Raw genomic sequence first — 25,935 nt, forward strand, 5'->3', positions numbered from 1 at the left:
AAGCCTCGTCAAAGTAGTAATTACCGGGTGTCAAAGATGGGCTACGAGTTTGACATCAATTCAGACAAGTGGAAGTTAAACAGCGACATAACGTTTAAGCTGAACGCCTTTGATGTTCTCGAACCGAATACAAGGAAGGGCTTCCGTTTAGCGCTGAGCAGATATGCGGAAGAGCTTGCTGGTAAAACCACCCAGGGCATCGTGTCATATTTGAAAGAGTACATGAAAGTGACTGGTGAAAGAGCTGTTTCGGTTAATGGTCTGAGTAATTATCGATCCACTCTGAAAGGAGATACGGAATCTCACCTCGGAGCCCTTCGGGCATTTTTTTACGCTTGGCATGACTGGGAATTTCCAGGCGTCTCCAAGGAAGTTGTCGACTACCTCGAATCGCTGACGTTGAAAGGTATTGTTAAGGGAAAAGCTGTTAAGGGGCGCTGCCCATATAGTGGAGCATACACACCTAACGAGCAAGTGGCGCTTATAGAGTGGGTATCAGGTGCATTTAGTAAAGGCACCATATCACTGACCCAATACGCTTTATTTCTCTCCCTCATGATGACTGGTAGAAGAGCAGTTCAGATTCGAGCACTTACCATTGGTGACATCGTAGTTAGAGAGTCAAAGGATAAAACTCAGTATTTCTTAAATGTACCAAGAGTTAAGCAAAAAACGAGTGAGTTTCGCGAGGAGTTCCGGTTAATTCCGATTACTGATGATTTGTACTGGATTCTAAAAAACCAAGCAGATGCTTCAGTTAAGCGAGTTGAAACTAAACTTGGTCAAAAGTTGCCTGAGCCGGACAAGAGAAGCTTACCGCTATTTCTTGACACGAAAATTTTTAATGGACTTACTTCTTTAGAGCATCTGCGTTCTGAACAGGGATATAAGCAAGACTACTTGTTCATGACAGCCAGCGAATGTGGTGGTGAGATACGTAAGTTATCAATAGCAAACCAAGCGATCTCAGAGCGGACAGGAGAGTATATACACATTACCTCCAGGCGGTTTCGATATACCAAAGGAACAAACTTTTCGCGACGAGGTGTCCACGGAATAGTGTTAGCAGAAGCGCTAGATCACTCGGATAAACAGCATGTCGGAGTATATGTGGAAAACACAGTGGAAACTGCGGAAGCTATTGACGAAGTCATGGCTCCTTTCCTGGCGCATCTTGCGCAAGCGTTTCAGGGAGATTTAATTAACTCCGAAAGGGATGCAATCCGAGCAGCTGATCCACGAAGCCGGATTAGAAATAACAGGGAAAACGCGATAGGAAGCTGCGGCACAAGTAGTTTTTGCGCGTCGGGATTTCGCGCATGTTACACATGCGTGAATTTTCAGCCCTGGCGTGATGGTCCGCATAAGGAGGTGCGAGACGATCTTATCAAAGAACGAATGCACCAAAGAGAAAATCAAGTTTCTGAGTTTGTGATTCAGTCCACAGACAGATTACTGATCGCTGTTGAACAAGTTATTTTAATGTGTGACGCGAAGCAAGGAGAGCTAACTCATGAGTAACGTTGTATTCTTTCAGCCAAAGGTGGAGTTGACCGCAGAGCAGAACCTTAGTGACTTTATAGCTCATTGCCAGAATAATCTTACCCTTTACGAAGACCAAGGTGGGTTTAGTGTTAATCGGTGGAGGTATAACTGCGGGCGTAAGGAACACACCATGGTGTTCTCAAGGTACCGTGAGAAAGGGAGTAGCAACTATTCCGATGACCCTATGGATGAACCCTTTTTATCTTTTGCTAAGTCCTACGTGCGTTATCGTCAAAGCGAAAGGCAAGTAACGAGCATTGGTGACAAAACGGCCATACTGCGTACGTTGCATGATGCTCTGATTAACATTCATGGTGAAGCAAACATCTTATTAATTGACGGTCTGGTTCAGACTGAGGTTTATGACCTGTTCAATAAGCGATTCCCCAAGTCACCAAAGCTGTTCAGGTTTGGTGGGCAGTTGGTTTTACTCTACGAATTTTTGATTGCCAAAGGGATCGCTCAAACACTCCCACAATGGAGCAATCCATGGCGACGGCCACAAGCCAAAGCAGAGAGAACAGATAAAGAGTCGCAAAAGTGGCAGATGGAACGGTGCCCGAGCCAGCATCAAATGCTCTCATTAGCTGACTGCTTTGCGAAAGCTGAAACACCCCAAGATCGGTATTGGTCGAGTGTTTTGTCTTTACTAATGTTTGCTCCTGGACGGGCTGGAGAACTTGCCTTTTTAACAGTTGACAGTTTGCATGAAGAAGAAGGTCGTTTAGGAGTCCGCTGGTACGGTGAGAAAGGTTTCCAAGATTCTTTAAAGTGGGTGCCAAGGCATCTTGAAATGACTGTTAGAGAAGCTTTCGCAAGACTTTTAAAGATTGGGGCTCCGGCACGAAAGGCAGCTAAATTTGCTCATGATAATCCGGGTAAGTTCTATCGACATGAGGGATGTATAACGCCAGATGATTTCCCGGAGAATAAAGAAATGAATGCGTTGGAGTTTGCCCACGCGATGAACTTTACCTCTGCAACAATTCAGAGGATGAAGGAAAAATATGCAAAGTTTGATACTCAAGGCCCGTGGAACGTCCTAAATGCACACCAATCGAAATGGCTCCAAAAGCTGCGTAGCGAGGGAGCGACGTATGCTAATTTGGCCGAGTATGTAGTCAGCCAATATAAGAAGGAGGAATGGCCAAATTTGCCTAAAATTGGCAGACCGGTCTGGGAGTCTCTGCTCCTTATTCGAGAGAATGAATTCCACGCGGAATTTGAGCCAAAGGGGTTTAGTTGGTTGATCCCGGATGTGAATCGCTTAAATGACCAGTTGTCCCAACGTCCTATGAAAAACACAATACCTACAATTTTTCAGCGCGTCGGCATAAAGGATGAGGATGGCTCTGAGATCTCAATGACATCACATCAACTGAGGGTTTGGTTATCTACTTGTGCAGAGAGGGGTGGAATGGACTCCTGGAAGCTCGCGCAGTGGGCTGGTCGAGCGAATATAAACGACAACAGACATTATGATTTACGCACACAGGACGAACGAGAAGAGCAGACGATGTCCCTTTTGGGGATAGAGAAGCGTCCCACTCCTCTGGAGGCACTGAAACACAGGTTACCAGTATCTTACGAGGATCTTGGGCTAGATCGGATTGGGATCGCCGATGTTACAGAATATGGCATGTGTACTCATGATTATGCAATGTCTCCCTGTACCAAGGGTGGTGAGTGTATGACGTGCAAAGAACATGTTTGCATAAAAGGAATGCCAAAGACGCTGTCACGAATCAAACAACTTGAGGAAATGGTTGAATCTCAGCTAACCAAAGCCCAAAAGGATGCGAAGAATGGTGACTTTGGCGCAGACCGATGGGAAACCCACCTCGGTTGGAAATTGTCACACATCCGAACTCAACGGTTGAGGATGGAAGATAAAAACATCCCTGATGGCGCATTGCTCTGGATCCCTAAAAGCCACGATCCAAGCCCGATTGAACGCTCCTTGCAGCAGCGAGGGTTCCAAACAGAAAACACATCAGAGTCTAAGTTGAAAGCTGCTCCCACTACCCATGATGATAAGACCGTTAAGTATTTATTAGGAATTCCAGATGCCTAGAACCGTTGTTACTGAAAAAACAATGCCTTTGATTTTGCATGAGCTTGATAAATGGTCTGGCAAGCTTACTTGGAATCTGTTCTCTGACAGAGTGGCTAAAATCCTGAATGAGGAGAGCTTGAGCTATCATGCGCTAATCAAGTATGAAGTCATTAAAGAAGCCTTCACTCTGCGAAAAAAAGCCCTTAAGGAGGTAAAGGAGAATACAGGTCCAACGGATGCCACCGTAGAGATGTTGCTAAAGGAAAATGAGGTACTGCGCGCAAAGAACGCACAGTTGGAAAGGCAAGTCACTAATTTGCAGCAGCAGTTCATTCACTGGCAAGCAAATCTGCATAAGATGCCCCATGTAGATATTGTAGCGCTCGATTCGAAGCTAAACGCACCCTTGCCCGAGGTAAAGCGTAGATGACAAAGCGCAAAAATGGGGCACAGATTGGGCATGAAAATGTCGAGTTAGTAAAAAGCTGGATTGCCGAACGGAATTTTCACCGCGACTGGCATGAGTATGCCTTCAATAATCGAATCAATCGGAAGGCGCTTGCTCAAGAACTCGATTTCGCTCGTTCGGTTTGCGTCCAGAATCATGCCGTGAGGCAGCTCTTGGAGGAGGCTGAAGGGTATTGGTTCCAGAAGAAGGATGAAGATAAAAAGTCTCATGAAGCCGCAAGAGAGCGAGCGGAGAAAAAGGCGAGCATTCAAAACTCCAATAACAGTGCGTTGATTTCAAGAGTTGCAGAATTGGAAGCGGAGAACAGGGATTTGAATAACCGTCTGAAAGCATTCGAACTTCAGCAAGCCATGATCGAAGGTGGCTCCCCCGGGTTTAAAATATGAGTAACGTCATTCATCTGCGTCAAAAGGTACAGGTCACCAAAGTTCGAGGGTGGGGCTATGCAACCGTAGTGACGATTAAGGGTGATAATGTCGTTAAACATCGTGACAAAACCCTCGTCGTCAAATTCCCTAAGGATCACATCGATGCATTAACAGTAGGGTCAATGTGGGAATTGTCGGGGAAAGAGAAGGCCTCTGGATTTAAAGTTAATGGCTTCGATATTGTTGAGCACCAGATTGAAGTTGAAACGATTAAATACATTCGGCCTTCCGGGCTGCTTCTTGCACGCTGGATAAGTGCAAACATTAAAGGTATCGGCGAAGTCATCGCACGACGCTTAGTCAGGCAGAAAAATCTACAAAAAATAATCGCTGAGAAGAATGTAACTGAATTGCGTCGTATACGGGGAATGAATCAGACTCGAACCGATAACCTAATAGATCAATGGCCTGACGATAGGCTACACGAAACTATCGAATTCCTTGAGGAACAAAGCTTACCGCTTAGCTTTGGTGAGAAGCTGGTAGGACTCTTCGCTGACAGAGCGATTGAGCGGGTAAAAGAGCAACCGTTCATACTTGCTGCAATGGGCTTGTCCTTCGAACGCACGATGGAATTCGTAGGCCGTCTCGGAATTCCTCTTGATGACGAAAAGATCGTGGCTGGCGTTGCTCAATATGTGGCGGTTTCTCATGCTCGAAAATCGGGCTCAACAGTGATTGATGACGAGCGAATCCAAAGCTTATGCACAGACATTTTAGCTGCTTTCACCCCTAGCAACGCTGCTGATGTGGCGGTACAGCATGGAATGCTTGTCAAAACATCAATTGGTTACCAGGTGTATGGAACCGCCTTGATGGAGCAGGCAGTGGCGCACTTTCTTATTAAGTGCCACCGTCGCCCCCGAGGGGCTCACGCGAAATCAGCGGCATGGGAGAAGAGCCTAAGCAGAGAAAAAGTGGTTGAAGCGTTAACTGAATATGAAGGTTCACTTGATTTTGAATTGACTGGTGAACAGCGAGTAGCCATTGTGAGCTCCGTAATGGCTCCTGTGAGCTGTATCTCTGGTGGGGCAGGCACTGGGAAGACAACTATCTTAAAAGCCATCCTGGGCGTTTACGAGGCTTTAAGTGATGGTGTTCCATGCAGCCAGCTTGCTCTTTCAGGGCGTGCAGCCCAAAGAATGAGCCAAAGTACGGGGAAAGAAGCTAAAACAATAGCCAAATTTATAGCTGAATGCTTAAAAAGCAAATCCTCAGGTATACCGGCTCACCTCTTATTCGTGATCGACGAAGCATCTATGGTCGATTTACTTTCAATGTATAGATTAACCGGGCTACTGCCTCAGGCTACTAGAATTCTTTTTGTCGGTGATACCGCGCAGCTACCACCGGTATCAGCAGGTCTTGTCTTTCACGCTCTTAAAGATACCGCGATTCCATTTTTCAATTTATCTCAAGTGAAGCGGCAAGGTGAAGAGAGCGGTATTCACACTTTAGCCACTGCTGTTCGTGAGGGTAAGGCTGTAATGCCTGAGATGGTAAATCGTGTTTTTAAAGATAGTTCTGATTGCATTATCGTGCACGGTTCCGATCTCTCGCGCCTAGTTGATTTCTGGCAACAGGCAGGAGGCGTTGAAAGTTGCATCGTACTCTCCCCGACCCGAAATGGGCCGCTTGGCGTCAATAGCATCAACGAGGCACTTCAAAATGCCTGCGGGCTTGACCGCATGGCATTGTCCTACCTCGATCCTTATCATGGCTACATCAAGTGGATCACCCCTTCCGGCGCTATGCTTCTGTTGGGGGATGCTGTTCTAGTTACCTCGAACAATTACGATGAAGAAGCCAATATACGCAACGGTGATTTGGGAGTCATCACAGAGGTCTACGAATCTTCGCAACCAGGGACCGCCCTGGGGGTTATGTCGATTAATGGAAAGAACATAGATATAACGCCAAACCTCCTTGAAAAGCTTGAGCTTGGCTATGCTGTGACAATCCACAAATCACAAGGCTCTCAATGGCCAACCTGCTTTGTTATGTTGCCCGACGATGCTATTAATATGTTCGACCAGACGTTGCTATATACGGCTGTTACAAGACCGGAGCAACGGCTTGTACTAATGGGTGATGAGCGACTAATAGGCACCGCAGTTGCCCGAGGCGCGATGTCGTCAAGGCGGGTAACCACATTGCGGCAACGCATTTTAGCTCTTAGCGAAATGGAGTTGGCGCAGGTTGACTTGTTAGCTTAGAAAGGAGTTCAAAATGGGCGATGAACTATATGAAAAAAAAGTTAGCACAGAGCCTGCAAGAACTGATCAACCAAGTCAACCAGACATGTTCATTTCAAGAACAAGATGTACTTTCCCTCGCACTGATATTTCTGTTAGCGAAAGTGACAAACTTCCAATTTAAGAAGTAACATAATAAAGCTTTTACACAAAACCAACTGCTCAGCCATTATTTCAAATAAATAAGCCAACCAAAGACCTTTAAATCGGAACTTGACACACCTGAAATCTACACCTAAATACTTACTAATGGTGTTTCATAAAGTGGAAAACTCATGATTTCAAGGGTTTTAAGTGCGTATGCATCTGAAGTGCAGTCTGAGCGATATGTAAACTATCACGAGCTATATCATTCCGAGTTTCTCCGTATACACGATTACGCTCTTAAAAATGGTTGCGCGTGGGAACATGAAGATGTGGTTGCTGTCACAGAGCGTTATTGCGAAGAACACGCTAAAAGACTCATGCAGAGAACGACTAACTACAGTGAAAGTATTCCGCTTATCGCCGGGCCAAAGGAATTCTTATTGGACAGAGTTCATGCAGAGTTGAGAGTCGGTGACGAATACGAGATAGAGCTCGTACTTTTAGATTCAATTAAAAAGCCAAGGGGGGTTGTGGGTCGAATCGATTTAAAATCATATGTCACCGTTGTTGATAGTCACAAGGGGCAATCTGTATTGGACTTTGAAAATGATGAACATTTATTGCTTAAGTGGATGTCGATTTCAAGAAGTCAGGATCTTAATTTACGGATTCGTGGTGCAATCAGAGTGCTTTCAAGCATTGATTGCATAATACAGGTCCAGGATGAACAGTGATGATTTGCGCAATTGAGTTAGATGCTCTCGAACCAGACCTATCAGAACGATGTGAGCAAGAATTTCAGCGACAAGCTGACTTATATGACGGCGAACTGTTTTGGTACTTTGATAGTGCATTCGAGAAGGTAGGGCTAATCAGACCGAGTCTAAGTGCGCAGGTTGTGTTGGGTTACTTTGCTAACTGTGGTTGTCCTGTATGTTGTTTAAGGTTTGGCGCATCGTTACATCCATATATAGACGCGCGTTGGCCGGTTCGTTCGTGCCAAGCAGCTGTATTTTATATGTTAGGAGGATTAGAGATTCTCTTAAACTTACAGTACGAAGCTCGCATAAAATCGGCAATACAAGAATTTGAGTCAACAAAAGAGTGCAAAATCTTACTGCATGTCGCAGATCACATCATTACTACAAATTCTCTAACAAGCTCTATTTGCCCTGAAATACTCTCGTATATAAACAAACTGCTTTATCAAACCAGAGATAATGGTATTGAGATACAGTAATGGGAAAGACGAGCTTTAATAAACTTGAGCGGGTTTCACGTAAACTGAACTTGAGTGCAAATGATCCTGTTGCGCTAACTGAGCTGATAGTTAATAGTATTTTGGTAGCTGATTGCTGTGGCATTAATGTTAATGCCATTTCATATAAATTAATTAAAGACGTTTTATTCGCGCTTACAGCGATACAAATTAGCTCATCAAACATGTCTTATTACAAGCAGAAATCGCAATATGGAGATATCGTATCCGACGTTGCGGAAAGACTTGGTATTCCAGTTTGTGACTGGGTTACATGCAAGATCACACGGGCAAAAAGTAAATTAAAAATTGAGCCGAAGCCCTTTGGGCCAATTGCAGCGTTCCAGACACTGTTGGAAAAGCCTTTAGGGACTGAAGTGATCGATGCGTATTATTGCATTTGGGCAACCAATGGCTGGAATGTGGGAGGCAGGCGTAACTGGATACAACCCGACTTACTCCAGTGGCTCCAACACAACAACGTTAGTCCATCAATCCCAGTTAGCCACTGCCGACCTACTGCGCTGAAAAAAGTTTACAAAAGGTTGGCCGACTTGGCTCAGCTAGCTCATACAGAACGTCCCATTGATCAGACTCTTAACAGTTGGATTGACAAAAGTGTATTAGACTTTTGCAATTCCGAAATTGGTAGCAAGGTAAAATCGATAGCTTGGTTGCCTGTATATCCGAACTTACCTCAAATCCAATTCGTTGATGCTATGGAGGCCGAATTTCGTTTGTCACCATATCTGTACTGCCGCCGTTTAGATGACCTCAGTTCAAAGTTTGGAAAAGCTCACAACTCAGTGCGATTTAAGAATTCAGATGTAGGTATTGTTATTTGTATGAAACGTGAAAATGATGATGTCTTGACCCAATGTGAATACATGATTTTGAGCGAATTGTCCGATAGGGGCATCACTCCGCTAGAAGGAGCTCAAGAACGATTCGCAGCGTCGCACATACACTTATGTAAAATAGTTTTAGACATATGTGGTTCAACTTCTTTTCTCTGCTCAAGAATAAAGTCGATATCCGCAACAAAGAAGCAATGCAAATAAAACGACCGTTTTCTTTCATCCTCATTAGCCTACTAATTTACTTCGATTTTCACTTGCCTAAGTGTAAAAGAATACGTAAAGTAATCAACGTAAAGAAAACGGGCTTTTTATTTATGAAGATTGGCTATGCACGTGTTAGTACCGACGAACAATGCGAAGATGCTCAAATCGATGCGTTGAAGAGGTTTGGCTGTCAGCGTGTATATCGTGAAAAGATCTCAGGTAAGAGTGCTAAAAGGCCCGAATTGTCGCGTTTGCTTGATGCATTGCGACCAGGTGATATCGTAGTTGTTCAGCGCCTTGATCGTTTAGGTCGTTCCTTGTCTGATTTAATCGATTTGCTGAATGGCTTTAAAAACATTGACGTGCAGTTTGTCAGCCTACATGAAAACATCGATACAACCAGTGCATCGGGCGAACTGATGTTTCATATGATTGGCGCTATTGCTCAGTTTGAACGACGGCTAATCTCCGAGCGAACGAAACTTGGTTTACAAGCTGCAAGGGCCAGGGGGCGCAAAGGTGGGCGAAAAGCGAAGATGAGCGTCACGGATATTAAAAAAGCGAAAGCCATGTTATTGGACCCTGACATGACAAAAGCGGAAGTGGCAAAACATTTCGACGTGAGTCGCCCTACTTTAAACAAAGCGCTTAGTATGTACAGCCAACCACAGTGAATGCTTCAAAGGAGTGATAATGGTCAATCAAAACCCCGAACAGCGCGCCCGCGATGAAATAGACGCACTGCTTATCAAAGCCGGTTGGGCAGTACAGGACAAGAAAAAAGTCGATTTTTCTGCAGCACCCGGAATCGCAGTACGTGAGTATCAGACCGATGTTGGCCCGGCTGATTATGTGTTGTTTGTTGATAAACAGGCGGTAGGGGTCATTGAAGCCAAGCCGGAGTCCTGGGGGGAGCGCATCACCACCGTTGAGGATCAAGCTCAGGGTTACGCAAACGCCACATTAAAATGGGTCAACAACAGTCAGGCGCTGCGCTTTGTGTATGAGAGCACCGGCGTGATTACACGATTTACCGATGGCCGCGACCCGTCCCCCCGCTCCCGGGAAGTATTCAATTTTCATCAGCCAGCAACCCTACTCAAATGGCACCGGGAAAGTAAAAGCCTGCGTGGCCGGTTGCAGGAACTGCCCCCCCTGAAAACCGATGGCTTGCGCGACTGCCAGATCACAGCTATTACGAATCTGGAAGCCTCCCTGCAAAAAGACAAACCCCGTGCCTTGGTACAAATGGCTACCGGCTCAGGCAAAACCTTTACCGCCATTACCTCAAGCTACCGTCTGTTAAAAGAACCAGTCAGTGCCAACCGCATCCTGTTTTTGGTGGACACCAAAAACCTCGGCGAACAGGCCGAGCAGGAATTTATGACCTTTTTGCCGAATGACGATAACCGCAAGTTCACTGAACTTTATGCGGTCCAGAGGCTGCAAAACCAGTATATCGCCAAAGACGCTCAGGTATGTATCAGCACCATCCAGCGCATGTACTCCATCCTCAAGGATGAACCACTGGACGACGCGCTGGAAGAGCAAAACCCGGCAGAACAAATTACCCGCCCTAAAGAGCCCGTGCCGGTGGCGTACAATGCCCGCATCCCGCCGGAATTTTTCGATGTGATTATCATCGATGAATGCCACCGCTCTATCTACAACCTGTGGCGGCAGGTACTGGAATACTTCGATGCCTATCTGGTGGGCTTAACGGCCACACCCGATAACCGCACCTACGGCTTTTTCCGTAAGAACGTGGTCAGCGAATACAATCATGAAAAAGCCGTGGCCGATGGCGTCAACGTCGGCAATGAAATCTTTGTAATCGAAACCGAAAAGACCAAACAGGGCGGCAAACTGACCGCAAATGAATTAGTAGAAAAACGTGAACGAACAACCCGTCGAAAACGTTGGGAAACCCAGGATGAAGATCAGGCTTATACCGGCAAACAGCTGGATCGCGACATCGTTAATCCTGACCAGATTCGCAAAGTCATCAGTACCTTCAGGGATAAACTGCCGATAATATTCCCCGGTCGCAAAGAAATACCCAAAACCCTGATCTTCGCCAAAACCGACAGCCACGCCGATGACATTATTCAAACCGTGCGTGAAGAATTTGGTGAAAGTAACCAGTTCTGCAAAAAAGTCACCTACCGGGTCGCCAACGACAAAACCGATGCCGAAGGCAAACTCATCGAAAAAGGCGAAGACCCAAAATCGGTGCTGGCCCAGTTCCGCATCGACTATTACCCGCGCATCGCCGTTACCGTGGATATGATTGCCACCGGCACAGACGTAAAAGCACTGGAATGCCTGTTATTTATGCGCGATGTAAAAAGCAAAAACTACTTTGAACAAATGAAGGGCCGGGGCACCCGCACTCTGGACAAAGACAGCCTGCAAAAAGTTACCCCCTCGGCGCAAAGCGCGAAAACCCATTATGTGATTGTGGATGCCATAGGCGTAACCAAATCCGTAAAAACCGCCAGCCAGCCGCTGATCACCAAACCAGGAGTGGCGCTCAAAGATCTGGCCATGGGCGTAATGATGGGTGCCAGCGACAGCGATACCGTGTCATCCCTGGCCGGCCGCCTGGCCCGGCTGGACAAACAACTCGACGACAAAGAGCGCGCCCGCATTTCAGCAAAGGCAGGCGGTACGCCGCTGCTGAGCATAGTCGGCGAACTGTTTAACGCCATTGACGGCGACCGGATTGAGCAAAAAGCGCTGGAGATCACCGGCCTGCCGCAAGGCACAGACCCAGGCGAAACAGCCCGCGATCAGGCCCAGAAACAGCTGGTCAGCAAGGTGGCCAATGTATTCAACGGCGAACTCATTGAACTTATCGACAGCATTCGCCGCGACAAGGAACAAACCATAGTCCATGATGATCTGGACGCTGTATTAAAAGCCGAATGGGCCGGTGAAACCACCGAAAACGCCGAAGCACTGACGCAGGAATTTGCCGATTACCTGCAACAGCACGCAGATCAAATAGAAGCCCTTAACATCTATTTTCATACTCCGGCCCGGCGCTCTGAAGTAACCTACACACAAATCAAAGCCCTGCTAGAACAGCTCAGACAGGAACGGCCCAAACTGGCCCCGCTGCGCATCTGGCAGGCTTACGCCCATCTGGACAACTATAAGGGCGACAACCCCTTAACCGAACTCACCGCACTGGTAGCCCTGATCCGCCGCGTTTGTGGCCTCGACAGCACCATTACCCCCTTTAACGCCACAGTGCGTAAAAACTTTCAGCGCTGGATCCTCAGCTATCACGCCGGTGGCAGCAATAAATTTAACGAGCAACAAATGCAATGGCTGCACCTTATCCGGGACCATATCGCCAGCTCCTTTCACGTTGAGCGGGACGACCTGGAAATGGCCCCTTTCGATGCTCAGGGCGGCCTGGGCCAAGTGTATCAGCTATTTGGAGAGCGTATGGATTGGGTACTGGATGAACTTAATAGGGAGTTGGTGGCTTGATGGAAAACCAACTTCCCGGATCATGGTGTTTGACACCTATCGTCGAGTTATTAGAGGACAATTCGAATGGCAAGCCTTTCCAGCAGGGCTGGAGCCCTCAGTGTCAAAATCATCCAGCCGAAAAGAACTCATGGGGCGTACTAAAAACAACCGCAATCCAAGACGGTAAATTTTGGGACCATGAAAACAAAAAGCTTCCAGAAAAAATTGAGCCAAGACCCCACCTTGAAATTGTTCCAGGCGATATTTTGATGACATGTGCCGGGCCAAGAAATCGGTGCGGAGTGGTCTGTTTTGTAAAGGAAACACGTCCGAAACTGCTAATGTCTGGCAAAATGTATCGCTTCAGGCCAAATAACCGACTGTTAGACTCCAAATTTCTAGAAGCCTACATCCGTTCACATGAAGCACAACTTGCAATTGATGCAATGAAAACAGGCATCAGTGACAGTGGTTTAAATCTAACCCATAGTCGGTTCGCAACCCTAAAAGTGCCATTTGCCCCCTTTAACGAGCAAAAACGCATCGTTGCCAAAATCGAACAACTCTTCTCCGAGCTGGATAACGGTATTGCCGCACTAAAAACCGCCCGCGAACAGCTAAAAGTATACCGCCAGGCAGTGCTGAAGAACGCCTTTGAAGGCAGGCTCACTGCCAAATGGCGGGAAGAGAATATAGATAAACTGGAATCGCCTGAACAACTACTCGCCCGCATCCAACAGGAACGCGAATCCCGCTATCAACAACAACTGGAAGAGTGGAAAGCCTCAATCAAAGCCTGGGAAGCCGATGGCAAAGAAGGGAAAAAGCCGGGTAAGCCGAAAGCATTCAAAGCGATGGATACCATTGAAAACGAAGAAATTGAAATTTTGCCGAGGATTCCAAATTGCTGGAAGTATGCGCGCTTAGCAGAAATTGCATTCATTGGCTCAGGTATGTCAGTGAGCAAAGATAGAAAACTAAATGACCCAGTTGAAGTGCCGTATTTAAGAGTCGCCAATGTTCAACGCGGAAACCTTATATTAGATGAAATCAAAACTATGTGTATTGAGAAGGATTCTCTTTCAGATCTAACTTTAGAAAAGTGGGATATCTTATTTAATGAAGGAGGGGACCGGGATAAGTTAGGCCGAGGATGGATATGGGAAAACCAGATTTCACATTGTATAACACAGAATCATGTATTCAGAGCATCACCAATACTAAAGAGCGAGTATCACTCTAAGTTCATCTCTCATTGGGGCAACTCATTCGGAAAGGACTATTTCGAGAAAGGAGGAAAACAAACCACAAACTTAGCCTCAATCAACAAGACTGTTCTCAGTAACTTCCCTGTACCACTACCTTCCATGGAAGAGCAGCATCAGCTAATAGATATGCTTGATGATATGATGAGCCAGATAGAAGCGATGGAAACGGAATTTGAAAATGGAATTCAACGAGCCGAAACCCTGCGTCAATCCATCCTGAAAAAAGCCTTCTCCGGCCAGTTGGTGCCACAAGATCCTAACGACGAACCTGCCAGCGAACTACTGGCGCGTATCCAGGCAGAAATGACCCAGCGAAAAGGAATAACGAGTAAAAGATGAAACATCACTATAAGGGCATGCGTTGGCTAAAGTGTGACCTTCAAATGCAGACACCTGCTGATTCCCGTCACTGGCAGGGTGATCGCCTCTTGGGTGGTGAAGAGTTGCTTGCTGCCAAGGCGTTTGCTGAAGCATGCTTTCAAGCTGGGCTGGATATCGTCGGTATAACGGATCACAACTTTCTAAGTAAGGAGTTTATCCCGTATTTAAAAACTGCATTCGAAGATCTTGAGCGCGAGCATAATCACAGCATCACCCTTTTTCCGGGATTTGAGTTTGAGGCGGCAGGCGTGGGACGCGGCGTGCACGTACTCTGTTTGTTTGAACCTAGCGCTGATTTGGTCCAGCTTGATGCCATTCTTACAGAATGTGGTGTTACATACCCTAGAGTTGGTTCAGACGGCCAGTTGGCCAAGTCAGACAAAAATCTCAAAGACATATTGCAGATCGTTCAAGATAAGTATTCTGGCATTGTGATCATGCCTCACGCTATGAGTAACGATGGGATATTCGATAACGAATCTATTTCAGACTGGTTACAACAAGACCAATTTACCAATCCCGGACTACTTGCGATTGAAGTGCCCAAACCTGTTAATAAGATGTCAGCAGGTTATCAGCGGTTACTGAAATCAGGTGACGATTGTCAACCTGGATGGAGGAGAGTTCGCCCCATCGCAACGATAATGTCTTCCGACAATAAGAAGCTAATTGACCTCGACCAGCACGGGGCACCAACTCCAAACTCGATTGGTTACCGATACTCTTGGATAAAAATGTCGTCTCCTTCAATAGAGTCTCTACGCCAAGCTTTTCTAGATCATCAGTCTCGCATTCTCTTACCTGAGAACGTACAGAAAGATGTTCACCCTGAAAATCGCATCCGCCAAGCGATAGTCCATTCTATTTCAGTCAAAAACGTCGCATTCTTAGATGATCAGGAAATTCATTTTTCACCAAACATGAATTGTGTAATTGGCGGCCGTGGAAGTGGCAAGTCTACCTTGCTTGAGTACCTCCGTATTATTTTTAGCAAAGATAAATCGGAGGACATTGATGACGATACTATAAGTCGAATTAAGCGGGTTCGAGATACTCTGAACTCACCAGCCGCAGAGCTTGAAGTGACGTGGATCAGTGCGGATAACGTGAGAGACCGTATTGTATGGCAAAACGGGCAACCTGCTGTCCATCGTGACGATGACTTATATGACCCTGAAACGTTCTTCCAGAATTTACCTATCAGTTTTTTCAGCCAACAGCAGCTCAACCGCCTTACCGAGTCGAAAACAGGGGGAGATGGGCAGGTACCTCAGGCACAGCGTCTGCTAGATCTGATCGACGGGTTCGCAACTAACGAACTATCTGAACTAAGCGAGCAGGAAAGAAAGCTGACGGCCAAGATACAAACATCATTTTCCAAGCTAAGGCAAGCCAAAGCATTAAAGAAAGATCTTAAAAAGGCTCAACAGGAGTATCAGGAGCTGGATCGTCAGTGGAAAGCGCGAAGTGAGATTCAAGCAGATGCCACCCGACACGAGAAACTAACATCAGAAAGTCGTTATCTCGAATCGCTTGAAGGAGAGCCAGGAAAGCGATTCAAAGATGTTGTCGAACTAGCCAATGATATAGCCAGCTCCCATGCTTCATTCCAAATTGAAGATGCTCCCCATCAATCCTGGTTTAAACAATTTGATTTAAAAGTCAAACAAGCTAAAGAGAATCTTGCAGATCTCATTCGCCAGGCTGTAGAGCAGTACCAGGAAGAAATTGAGTCGCTTACGACAGAAGATCCTACTTGGGGCACGATTGAGCAAGAACTTGAGCAGGCAGATGCAAATTTCACTCAGGCATGTACACAGAAAGGTCTAACCCCTGATGACGTCGGACACCTAAAAGAGATTGATCAAGCTAAGTCCAAGAAGCAACAAGAAGTTAATGAGCTTAAGGCTGAAGTCGACAGATTGAAAGAAGAAGCTGGCAATCCAGAGGAGCAGGTGCAGCAACTGCATCTAATTTGGCAAGAGCAACTCCAAAAACGTATTGAGGCCGCTAATCGTGCAAACAGACTAGCCGTGCAGTCCGAAGAGGGGCGAAAATTCATTGAGGTAAGTGTTCAATACCAGTTTGACCAGACTAGCTTTTTCGAACTTTGGAATGATTTTGGCCCAAAGGACGGCCGAACCGCTTTAGCTCGGGCATGGTCTGAGATAGGGAGTTTACTAATAGAAGAATTCCGTCAATTACCTGACAATGAACGAGCTTCCCCATGGGACCTATTAAGAAGTTTTTACGCTAAAAATGATGGTGAGCAGGCACAGCGACTTTTCCCAAATCACTCAGAGAACCTCAAACAGTATATTGTGGACAACTTAGAGAGTTGGGATCAACTTCGCTTATCACGAGTAAAAGACGTAGTTGATTTAAAGCTCTTTCGACCTGATGGCACAGTTGCCGGTAGCATTTCTGAGGGCTCACTGTCCGATGGTCAACGGAATACCGCAGCGCTTGCTTTGTTGCTGGCTCAAGATGGAGGACCGCTGGTAATAGATCAGCCTGAAGATGAGCTTGATTCAAACTTCGTTTTCAAGGAGCTGATACCAATGCTTCGCAAAGTAAAAGTAAATCGCCAAATAATTATCGCAACTCACAATGCGAACCTACCTGTCAATGGAGATGCTGAACTGGTATATGCCCTTGAAGCGCGGGACGGTAAAGGTATGCTCCGGGCAGAAGGAGGACTTGATCATGGAACCGTTACAGCCGCTGTACTCGATATTATGGAAGGCACAGAAGAGGCCTTCCGTCGTCGACGAGAGAAGTATCACTTTTGATTTCCACTATTATGATGTTCAAAAATATCAGCAACCTTATCCACCAGTTCACAGTGGATAGCCAAGGCATTAGATATGGCAACTAAAGCGCTAAAACTCAAAACGTTACAATAAATGAGAAGTATAAGAGAGACATGACGGCTGACAACTATGTCAATAAATTGGTATGCAGACTCAGAGAGTTGATCGAGTCAGCCGAACTCTTGCGGTATAATAACCCCTCAATGAGGAGGAAAATCTGATGGCCAGTGCCAATCAACTAAAAGCCTTGCTGCAGTCACATCTGGAAGGTGATGATTCACGCTTTTATTCTGTGGCCATGCAGGTTGCCGCCCACGAAGCGAAACTGGGCCATGGCAAGCTGGCTGAGGAACTACGCAAACTGATTGACCAGTCAAAATCGCGCGGAGAGATTGCATCAGGGAGTAAAACGGTTCCTATCAGCAAACCTCGTGGAGAACTGGCTAACCTGTTAACCGTCAGCTACCCGAAGTCTCGTTTGGGGGATATGGTATTAGATGCCGGGCTCGAACAGCAGCTAAGGCGAATTATTCGCGAACAGCGCCATGCCGCGGAGATCTTGTCTCACGGTTTGTCCCCAAGGCGCAAATTACTGTTGGTTGGCCCTCCGGGTACGGGCAAAACCATGACCGCCTCGGTGCTGGCCGGGGAGCTCGGACTGCCTCTGTTTCAGGTGCGCCTGGATGGCTTGATCACCAAGTTTATGGGCGAGACTGCGGCCAAGCTCCGACAGATCTTTGAATCCACCCATCATGCCAGAGGGGTGTATTTTTTTGACGAGTTTGACGCCATTGGCTCACAGCGAGGGTTGAGTAATGATGTAGGTGAAGTCAGACGGATCTTAAACAGCTTTCTGCAAATGATCGAACAGGATGAGTCCCACAGCCTAATCATCGGGGCCACCAATCACCCGGATATTCTGGATAACGCCCTGTTCCGCCGCTTTGATGATCTGCTGCATTACGAACTACCGAACGAAGCGCACGTAGCCAGCGTTCTTAAGTCACGTTTGTCGCGCATGGCAGTCAAAAACACCTCCTGGAAACGTTTAGCGTCTAAAGCTCTTGGCCTGAGCTATGCAGAGTTAACCCGCGCGGCTGACGAGGTGCTGAAAACGGCGCTTATTGAACGAGCGGAAAGCATTTCCGAACAAGATATATCCCATGCGCTGGAAGAACGCTGGAATCTGTCAAATCGGTTAAATAAGATGAGTTAATGACAAGGATATCGCATGGCGGATAGGGAGCCGAAAAATCACCCGCATTTTATTTTCCAAAATAGCGCTCAGGCCGAAAGCTTCACTTCTCCGGTAAAAGGTGGCGGTGGTAAACAGGTGCCCGGCAGAGACAGAAATGCTCATGGTGATGCGCTGCTGGGTAAGCTCCGGCAACTGACGCCCGTTCTGGCCGAAGCGACGGAACAGCAACGGCAGGCAGGTATAGATGAAGGATTCGGACTGCAAGTTGAGTTTGAAAGCTTCCCGGATGTTGAACTGGCTTTTGAATCTCTTGCCCGTGAACGCTCAGGCATCGAGCTGAGAAATGTTCGCCAGCATGGTAACAAAACCCTTGCCACGGTATTTGTGCCAGACGGTAAGCTCGGAGTTTTTGAAAAACTCATCACTGACTATCTGGATGAAAATCAGGACAAAAAAAGTGGCCCTGCCCATAGCAAGTTACTGAATGCCATTTCAGAAATTCGTGCAGCCACTTTGCAAGCCCTGTGGACCGACTCTGTTGATTCCATGCCAACAGCAGACGATGAACAACTTTGGTGGGAGGTCTGGTTACCAACTCGGGGGGATCGACAAGGTGTAGTGAATCAATTTCGGGAGATGGCCGCCGGACTCAACTTCCGCATTGCGCCCGGTGAACTGTACTTCCCGGAACGTTCTGTGCTGCTGGTTTATGGCTCAGTCGGCCAGATGAAGCGCTCGATGATGACGTTAAACAGCATCGCCGAGTTACGTCGCGCCAAGGAAACCGCTGAATTCTTTGATGCTTTACCCCCGCAAGAGCAGCCAGAGTGGGTGGATGAGCTGAACGGTCGCTTAACTCTGCCCGCTGAAGATGCTGAGGTACCTTATGTATGCTTGTTTGATACCGGCGTGAACAAAGGGCACCCGTTGCTACAACATGCTATCTCCGATGCAGATAAGCACAGCGTTAAGCCTGGCTGGGGTGTAGACGATGCCGAAGGACATGGCACAGAAATGGCTGGCCTTGCCCTGCTTGGCAATTTGACCGAAGTTCTGTCTATTGAGGCTCCGGTAACGATTTCACATCGTTTGGAATCCGTTAAGTTGCTCCCAGAGGATGGGGCCAACGGTGGCGATGCCGTTCTGCATGGCTACCTGACATCAGAGGCGGTAAATCGGCCAACAGTCACTGCACCACACCGCAAGCGAGTTTTCAGTATGGCGATTACCGCCAGAGATAATCGTGATCGCGGGCGTCCTTCGGCCTGGTCTGCAACAATAGACGGGCTCGCCTTTGATGCCGACGAACAAGGCGAGACACCAAAACTTTTTGTAGTTTCCGCCGGAAACATCACAGACCCAGGGGCATGGATGGAATATCCACACAGCAATTCCTCTGATGGCATTCACGATCCAGCGCAGGCATGGAATGCCCTCACGGTTGGTGCCATGACCCATCTGACGAGGATCACAGAGGAAGATGCAGAGCACTATATTCCGGTTGCCGAGGCTGGAGGTTTAAGCCCGTTCAGTACCACATCCCAAACGTGGCAACCCCACTGGCCACTGAAACCTGATGTTGTGTTTGAGGGTGGTAATGTAGCTAAGGATGAACTTTTTGCCACTTCGATGCATAGCTTAAGACTGTTGACCACAAGCGCGCAAATCAACGAAAGGTTATTCACAACAAGTAACGCGACCAGTGCTGCATCTGCGCTTTGTGCCAGAATGGCCGCTCGGCTAATGGCCAGATACCCGGAACTGTGGCCGGAGAGCATTCGAGCCCTAATTGTACATTCGGCACAATGGACAGAAGCAATGAAGCGCATGTACCTCCCCGCCCGGGGCGAACCCACCAAAACACAAACCACTCAACTGGTGAGACACTGTGGTTTCGGGGAGCCAGATCTTGATAGGGCAATGTGGAGCGCTGATAACTCGCTGACTATGATTTGCGAGGAATTCCTGCACCCGTTTAAGCGCAACAATGGAAAAGAACCTCAGCTACGGGATATGAATCTTCATCGCCTGCCATGGCCACTGAAAGAGCTTGAAGCTTTAGGAGAGACCGAGGTAGAAATGCGGGTAACGCTGTCATACTTCATTGAACCCAATCCGTCAGCCCGCGGAGTGACTTCACGTTATCGGTATGAATCTCATGGTCTTAGATTTGACGTGAAACGCCCCCTGGAGAGCGAAGCCGACTTCAGAGCCAGAATAAATGCAGCCGCCAGAGACGAAGAACAGCGTATCAACAGAAACGATAGTGATCCAAACTGGTTCATTGGTAAAAAAAGTCGGCATAAAGGCTCGCTTCACTCCGACATCTGGAAAGGCAGTGCAGCAGAATTAGCAAGCAGAGGGGCTATTGCCGTTTATCCTTCTCTCGGTTGGTGGAAAACAAGGCCTGTACTCGAGCGCTATGATCAACGAGTAAGGTATTCGCTGATTGTCTCAATCAGCGCGCCTGACGTAGATGTGGACTTGTATACCCCAATTGCCAACCAGATTGGTGTACCAGTTGTCATCGAATAATCTAATTTAGTGGTCCCGATACTGATATAAAAGAGAAGTAAAAAATGAATACATCGACAATCATCTCCAGAGTCTGGAGCTTCTGCACTACCCTACGGGACGACGGTGTGGGCTATGGCGACTACCTTGAACAGCTCACCTACCTTATCTTCCTGAAAATGGCAGATGAATATGCCAAACCGCCCTACAGCCGCGATGTGGGGATCCCTGAGAAATATAACTGGCAGGCCCTGAAGCGTAAGAAGGGGGCCGAGCTGGAAGTGCTCTATGTTGAACTGTTGCGTGAACTGGGCCAAGAAAAAGGCATGCTGGGGCAGATTTTCACCAAAGCGCAGAACAAGATCCAGGATCCTGCCAAGCTCTATCGGCTGATTGATATGATCGACAGCACTCAGTGGCTGATGATGGGCGCTGATGTTAAAGGTGATATTTACGAAGGCTTGCTGGAGAAAAACGCCGAAGACACCAAATCCGGTGCAGGCCAGTATTTCACGCCCCGCTCCCTGATCCGTGCCATGGTTGAATGTGTGCGGCCTGAGCCGGGCAAGACCATTGCCGACCCTTCCTGCGGCACTGGCGGGTTCTTTCTCAGAGCGTATGATTTTCTGACTAACCCGGATAACTATCAGCTCGACAAAGAACAGAAGCACCTTTTGAAGCACCACACTTTCTACGGCAATGAAATAGTCGCCAATACCCGGCGGCTGTGTCTAATGAATATGTTTTTGCATAACATAGGTGAAATAGACGGCGAAAGCCTGATTTCTCCCAACGATGCGCTGATTGCCCCAAACCCGGTCAGTGTGGACTATGTGCTGGCCAATCCGCCCTTTGGTAAGAAAAGCTCAATGAGTTTTACCAATGAAGAGGGCGAGCAGGAAACCAATGAGCTGACCTATAACCGTCAGGATTTCTGGGCCACCACCTCCAACAAACAGCTCAACTTTGTGCAACATATTCGTAGTATGCTCAAGACCAGTGGCAAAGCGGCCGTGGTAGTGCCTGACAACGTGCTGTTTGAAGGCGGCGCTGGAGAAACCATCCGCAAGAAGCTGCTTGATAATACGGTGCTGCACACCATATTACGGCTACCTACCGGCATCTTCTACGCCAATGGCGTAAAGGCAAATGTGTTATTTTTTGATAACCGCCCTGCCAGCCCTGAACCCTGGACAAAAGATGTGTGGTTCTACGATTACCGTACGAATGTTCACCATACGCTGAAGAAAAAGCCTATGCGCTTTGACGATCTGAAAGATTTTATTGAATGCTACAACCCTCAGAATCTCGGCGAGCGGACCGAGACCTGGCACCCGGAAAATAACCCCGGGGGACGCTGGCGCAAATACAACTATGAAGAACTGATGGCACGGGATAAAACCAGCCTGGATATTTTCTGGTTGAAGGACAAGAGCTTGTCAGATCTGGATAACCTGCCGGAGCCAGACGATCTGGCTGAAGAAATCATTGAGAATCTGGAAGCGGGCCTGAACAGCTTTAGAGAAGTATTGGCCGGAATAAGTAGATAGAGGGGCCGATTTTCAAAGAGTTGGAAGCGGTAAATAATTTGAAAGGCGTGGGTTTTTGTTAACTAAGAGCCCTAAAATGAACTGGTTTTGAGCTACAATTAACAAATTTTTTGGTTTTTGTTAATCTTGACTAACTCGTTTAAATTCATAATATTGATTTACAATGACTTTACAAGTCACTCACTCACGCACTTTTAAAATAATGTGCCCTTTACCATTTTAGATCCGTCACAAATTTTGTGACGCAAACAGAATGTGTTGGTCAGGAATAGTCCACCAGGTTGACTGTATCTGCAGTTAACCTGTTTGTCTTTCAGACAGTAATCTGTATGAGATCAGCGTATCAGAAGCTCTGACGTACAGCAGTGTATGAATAAAAATGCTTGTCTTGGGGGACAATGGGTGTTTTTCAGATATTGGAAAGAGTTACATTAAAGCCGACTTGCTGCTGGCACAGTCTAAACTGGATGAAGCCAACGCACTGTTCGCGATGATAGATCATAATAGCCTGCATGCTTACCATCATAATATCTATGACGAGCTGGCCAGTCGACTCGCGGAGGCAGTATTGCACTGATTCAGCGTCGCTATGCTCAGGTAGTGTTTTTTAACCCTCTACTCTCAGCCGTCTATGTTTTCTCTGCGATCCCTATAAGCTTCTCGGCCTGAGCTTTCAGAGCCTGCTTTAACTCAACAGGCTCCAGAATGCTGAAGTCAAAGGGTAACTGACTAAGCCACAGGGCAAACCAACGAGCGCTGTCGGTGCGTGTGCTGAGCAACAGCCCTTCATCTTTTGGCTCCAGCATGGATGCCATTGAGCCCAGCTCTTCTGCTGCCTGTTCTTTGCTTGTATGCAACAGAACCCTGACCTGAAGATTACCAGGCATATTTTTCAGGCTCTGGCGAAAGTATTCAGCGGTATTGAAGCCTTGTGGCCGGATAAAGTTCTGTCCGAGAAGCTCAATGTTCTCCAGCCTGTCCAGTCTGAACGTACGCAGATCCCGTCGCAGATGGCAGTAACCGCTCATGTACCAGCGTCCACGGCGAAATAACAGTCCGTAGGGGTCCACATCCCGTTCCACAGCGCCTTTTTCATGAGAGGCATACAAAATTCTGAGTGAGCGTTGTTGTTGTACCGCTTCCAGCAAAGGTTGCAGATGTTGCTGCGGTTTACCCGGCAGGGACTCCGGCAGCATCAGGTCAATGTTTTCTGAAATCGCCCGCGCTCTGGACTTAAGCTTAGCGGGCATTACCCGCTCCAGCTTAGCCTGTACACTGCTGATAGCGGGCTGCATATCAGTCAGATTGAGGGCCTTCGCGGCCAGCAGCCCCAGGGACAAAGACAGGGTTTCTTCATTGGTAAACATCATTGGCGGCAGTTTAAATCCGGCAATCAGCATATAGCCGCCATCACGGCCCTGCTCAGTGGTGACCGGAATACCCAGATCTTCCAGTGAGCGGATATATCGGCGTACTGTTCGTTTGTCCACATTCAGCTGTTCTGCCAGCTCTGTGCCTGTCATACGCCCGTGAGACTGCAATAATTCCAGCAATGTCAGCACCCGAATGGTAGGGCCACTCATAGTATGTTCCTGCGAATCAACCAGACTTAAATATATCTTTTAATTAGGATCAATTCTGTCCTATATAGGTTTTATCTTAATCCGGTATCAGCAGACATCACAAGCTGAGATTCGCCAGGAAGTGAGAGGGCGAAGAAAATGTTATTAATTAAAATCAAGGATCCGAATCATGCAAGAACTGACTTTTTTCACTAATCCTAATTCCCGTGGCCGCATTATCCGCTGGATGCTCGAAGAACTTGGCGTTCCTTACACCACTAAAGTCCTGGAGTACGGTGGTGATATCAAATCACCCTATTACCTTAAACTCAATCCCATGGGTAAAGTACCGGCAATCAAGCACGGCGATCTGGTGGTCACCGAGGGTGCCGCAATCTGCGCGTATCTTGCTGATCACTATGCCGATAAAAATCTTGCACCGGCTCTGAGCAGTCCGCAACGGGGTACCTATTATCGCTGGCTGTTCTTTGCTGCAGGGCCACTGGAAATGGCAACGACTGCAAAAGCCTACGACTGGCGGATAGACGCAGAAAATTCCCAGTCCGTGGGCTGTGGTCTGTATCAGAATGTGCTCGATACGCTGGAAACCGCACTGGAAAACGGCCCCTATTTATGTGGCGAACAATTCACTGCCGCAGATGTGTATGTAGGCAGCCATATCAGTTGGGGCATGATGTTTAAGAGCCTGGAAGAGCGCCCTTCCTTCAAACGCTATGTGCAACGCCTGGAATCACGGGAAGCGGCTATCCGGGCCAACCAACTGGATGATGCGCTGGTAAAGCAGGATTAACATCTGTACACCAGCGATACCAGGTTATCGCTGGTGTTAATCCCGGATAGAGGATATCTCAATAATCAGCTTCAGTTAAAACAGTAAACTCAGTTCAAACAAGAGCTTGCTCAGGCTTTGACGACTGTCCATAACCAGTAATAATTCGACGGTCTGATGTTGGCTATTCACTTTGTAAAACAGGATATTATGCTTGTCTAACTGCCACTGACGATAGTCAACAATACCTAAAGCCAATAATCGCTCGCTGATCGGGGCTATTTCAGGAGTGGAGGGTAAATGCTGCTCGATTTGTTGTTTAATATCCGTAAGGGCCTTTGCAGCAGAAGGCTCACCGTATTTTTCAGCCAGAAAGGCCTTGAGTCGTTGCACCGATAGTCTGAATATCGGCGAGGTGACAATTGAGAAGCCCTCAGTCAAAGGCCTGTTCCACCGTCAGGCCGACATTTTGCAGAGATTTTTCTGATAGTTTGAGTATTTTCAGCAGTGCCAGCGTTTCCTGCTGAAACTGATAATCCTCATAAGACTGCACCACAAAAGCCGGTTTCCCATGTTTTGTAATCAGCAGATCTTCATGCAACTCCAGCGTATTGGCATGCTCTTTTAAGTAAGTAACCGTTTCGGTTTGCATAAACCACCTTTTAAAAGGCTTTAAAAAGTCTTTTGAGATTAGCAGAGCATACGCAGGATTACCAGCAGTGCCAGTCGGAATAGGATACACGCGGAAGCTAAGGGTATATATCAACCACTCAGAACAACTAATGTTGTTACAGACCCGGCAACAGCCAGGCCAGGGCCTGATCCTGACTGGAAAAGTTTTTCAGCGGATAGTTTCTGCTATCCGCTATTGACTGCACCAGACCTTGTTGTTGATCCCCGGCGTTAACGACTCTGGCTACCCGAATACGCCTGAGTAAACTGTCTAACTGATCCATCATCGCCAGCAATCTGTTGTCATCAACATTCTTTACCATTTCCCGCATATCAATTAATGCTCTATGGCAATCATAGCGCTGACTCAGCTGCATAATTTTATTGTACATGGCAAGAATGTCTTCCGGCTCAGCCAAACCGCAAGCGGTAATATGCAAAAGCCCGGACTCCCTATCGTAGCAGTGTGTAGCCCTGAATTTCTCCGTAACCTCTGTGTGCTGCATTAATCTGCTTTCCCTTACACGACCCTGCTTTAATCA

The 25,935-nt window shown here is 47.2% G+C and carries 20 protein-coding genes; 16 read left to right on the forward strand and 4 right to left on the reverse strand.

Annotated elements, in window-relative coordinates; genetic code table 11:
- Positions 1-36: 36 nt before the first annotated feature.
- The 15 genes from CDA54_RS03920 to CDA54_RS03995 all read left to right on the forward strand — a co-directional run bounded on the left by CDA54_RS03920 (position 37) and on the right by CDA54_RS03995 (position 22,946).
- Positions 37-1,521 carry a site-specific integrase gene (locus CDA54_RS03920; protein WP_229748093.1) on the forward strand — a complete coding sequence of 495 codons (1,485 nt, stop codon included), beginning with the start codon at positions 37-39 and terminating at the stop codon, positions 1,519-1,521.
- The gene (locus CDA54_RS03925) at positions 1,514-3,619 is read left to right on the forward strand and encodes a hypothetical protein (protein WP_180237105.1); all 2,106 of its coding nucleotides are present in this window, start codon (positions 1,514-1,516) and stop codon (positions 3,617-3,619) included. Before CDA54_RS03920 ends, CDA54_RS03925 begins: the two co-directional genes overlap by 8 nt.
- A complete protein-coding gene (locus tag CDA54_RS03930) occupies positions 3,612-4,031 on the forward strand; it encodes a coiled-coil domain-containing protein (protein WP_099033709.1) in 420 nt (139 codons plus the stop codon). The genes CDA54_RS03925 and CDA54_RS03930 overlap by 8 nt, the downstream gene beginning before the upstream one ends.
- Positions 4,028-4,456 carry a hypothetical protein gene (locus CDA54_RS03935; RefSeq protein WP_099033710.1) on the forward strand — a complete coding sequence of 143 codons (429 nt, stop codon included), beginning with the start codon at positions 4,028-4,030 and terminating at the stop codon, positions 4,454-4,456. Before CDA54_RS03930 ends, CDA54_RS03935 begins: the two co-directional genes overlap by 4 nt.
- Positions 4,453-6,714, forward strand: a complete 2,262-nt coding sequence (locus CDA54_RS03940) for an AAA family ATPase (RefSeq protein ID WP_099033711.1) — start codon at positions 4,453-4,455, stop codon at positions 6,712-6,714. The genes CDA54_RS03935 and CDA54_RS03940 overlap by 4 nt, the downstream gene beginning before the upstream one ends.
- Positions 6,715-7,028: 314 nt before the next feature.
- Positions 7,029-7,574, forward strand: coding sequence for a hypothetical protein (locus tag CDA54_RS03945; protein WP_099033712.1), 546 nt, complete (start codon positions 7,029-7,031; stop codon positions 7,572-7,574).
- A 505-nt stretch (positions 7,575-8,079) separates the two neighbouring features.
- Positions 8,080-9,159 (forward strand): hypothetical protein, encoded by a 1,080-nt coding sequence (locus tag CDA54_RS03955; protein ID WP_099033714.1) that lies wholly within the window; start codon positions 8,080-8,082, stop codon positions 9,157-9,159.
- Complete coding sequence (locus tag CDA54_RS03960) at positions 9,150-9,836, forward strand: recombinase family protein (RefSeq protein WP_425319643.1); 687 nt, start codon at positions 9,150-9,152, stop codon at positions 9,834-9,836. The genes CDA54_RS03955 and CDA54_RS03960 overlap by 10 nt, the downstream gene beginning before the upstream one ends.
- Before the next feature lie 19 nt (positions 9,837-9,855).
- The gene (locus CDA54_RS03965) at positions 9,856-12,663 is read left to right on the forward strand and encodes a type I restriction endonuclease subunit R (protein WP_180237106.1); all 2,808 of its coding nucleotides are present in this window, start codon (positions 9,856-9,858) and stop codon (positions 12,661-12,663) included.
- Positions 12,663-14,252 carry a restriction endonuclease subunit S gene (locus tag CDA54_RS03970; protein ID WP_099033716.1) on the forward strand — a complete coding sequence of 530 codons (1,590 nt, stop codon included), beginning with the start codon at positions 12,663-12,665 and terminating at the stop codon, positions 14,250-14,252. The genes CDA54_RS03965 and CDA54_RS03970 overlap by 1 nt, the downstream gene beginning before the upstream one ends.
- The gene (locus tag CDA54_RS03975; protein ID WP_099033717.1) at positions 14,249-17,086 is read left to right on the forward strand and encodes a TrlF family AAA-like ATPase; all 2,838 of its coding nucleotides are present in this window, start codon (positions 14,249-14,251) and stop codon (positions 17,084-17,086) included. The genes CDA54_RS03970 and CDA54_RS03975 overlap by 4 nt, the downstream gene beginning before the upstream one ends.
- Before the next feature lie 241 nt (positions 17,087-17,327).
- Entirely contained in the window at positions 17,328-18,323 is a 996-nt protein-coding gene (locus tag CDA54_RS03980; protein WP_099033718.1) for an AAA family ATPase, read from the forward strand.
- 15 nt (positions 18,324-18,338) lie between these two features.
- Complete coding sequence (locus tag CDA54_RS03985; RefSeq protein ID WP_180237107.1) at positions 18,339-20,840, forward strand: S8 family peptidase; 2,502 nt, start codon at positions 18,339-18,341, stop codon at positions 20,838-20,840.
- Positions 20,841-20,884: 44 nt separating this feature from the next.
- Complete coding sequence (locus CDA54_RS03990) at positions 20,885-22,369, forward strand: class I SAM-dependent DNA methyltransferase (RefSeq protein ID WP_099033719.1); 1,485 nt, start codon at positions 20,885-20,887, stop codon at positions 22,367-22,369.
- Positions 22,370-22,748: 379 nt separating this feature from the next.
- Complete coding sequence (locus tag CDA54_RS03995) at positions 22,749-22,946, forward strand: hypothetical protein (protein WP_099033720.1); 198 nt, start codon at positions 22,749-22,751, stop codon at positions 22,944-22,946.
- A gap of 52 nt (positions 22,947-22,998) precedes the next feature.
- Here CDA54_RS03995 and CDA54_RS04000 read toward each other — a convergent pair whose 3' ends face one another.
- Positions 22,999-23,952, reverse strand: a complete 954-nt coding sequence (locus tag CDA54_RS04000) for a helix-turn-helix transcriptional regulator (protein ID WP_099033721.1) — start codon at positions 23,950-23,952, stop codon at positions 22,999-23,001.
- Between the two features lie 169 nt (positions 23,953-24,121).
- On the opposite strand from CDA54_RS04000, the gene CDA54_RS04005 reads away from it, so the two are divergent.
- Positions 24,122-24,742, forward strand: a complete 621-nt coding sequence (locus CDA54_RS04005) for a glutathione S-transferase family protein (protein ID WP_099033722.1) — start codon at positions 24,122-24,124, stop codon at positions 24,740-24,742.
- A gap of 75 nt (positions 24,743-24,817) precedes the next feature.
- Here the strand turns inward: CDA54_RS04005 and CDA54_RS04010 are convergent, their stop codons facing one another.
- The 3 genes from CDA54_RS04010 to CDA54_RS04020 all read right to left on the reverse strand — a co-directional run bounded on the left by CDA54_RS04010 (position 24,818) and on the right by CDA54_RS04020 (position 25,899).
- Complete coding sequence (locus CDA54_RS04010; RefSeq protein WP_099033723.1) at positions 24,818-25,162, reverse strand: hypothetical protein; 345 nt, start codon at positions 25,160-25,162, stop codon at positions 24,818-24,820.
- The gene (locus tag CDA54_RS04015; RefSeq protein ID WP_099033724.1) at positions 25,155-25,373 is read right to left on the reverse strand and encodes a type II toxin-antitoxin system Phd/YefM family antitoxin; all 219 of its coding nucleotides are present in this window, start codon (positions 25,371-25,373) and stop codon (positions 25,155-25,157) included. Before CDA54_RS04015 ends, CDA54_RS04010 begins: the two co-directional genes overlap by 8 nt.
- Positions 25,374-25,509: 136 nt before the next feature.
- Positions 25,510-25,899: a hypothetical protein gene (locus tag CDA54_RS04020; protein ID WP_099033725.1), complete on the reverse strand. Its 390-nt coding sequence runs from the start codon at positions 25,897-25,899 to the stop codon at positions 25,510-25,512.
- Between the last annotated feature and the right edge of the window lie 36 nt (positions 25,900-25,935).

The sequence above is a fragment of the Lacimicrobium alkaliphilum genome (assembly GCF_002591895.1).
Classification (GTDB): Bacteria; Pseudomonadota; Gammaproteobacteria; order Enterobacterales; family Alteromonadaceae; genus Lacimicrobium; species Lacimicrobium alkaliphilum.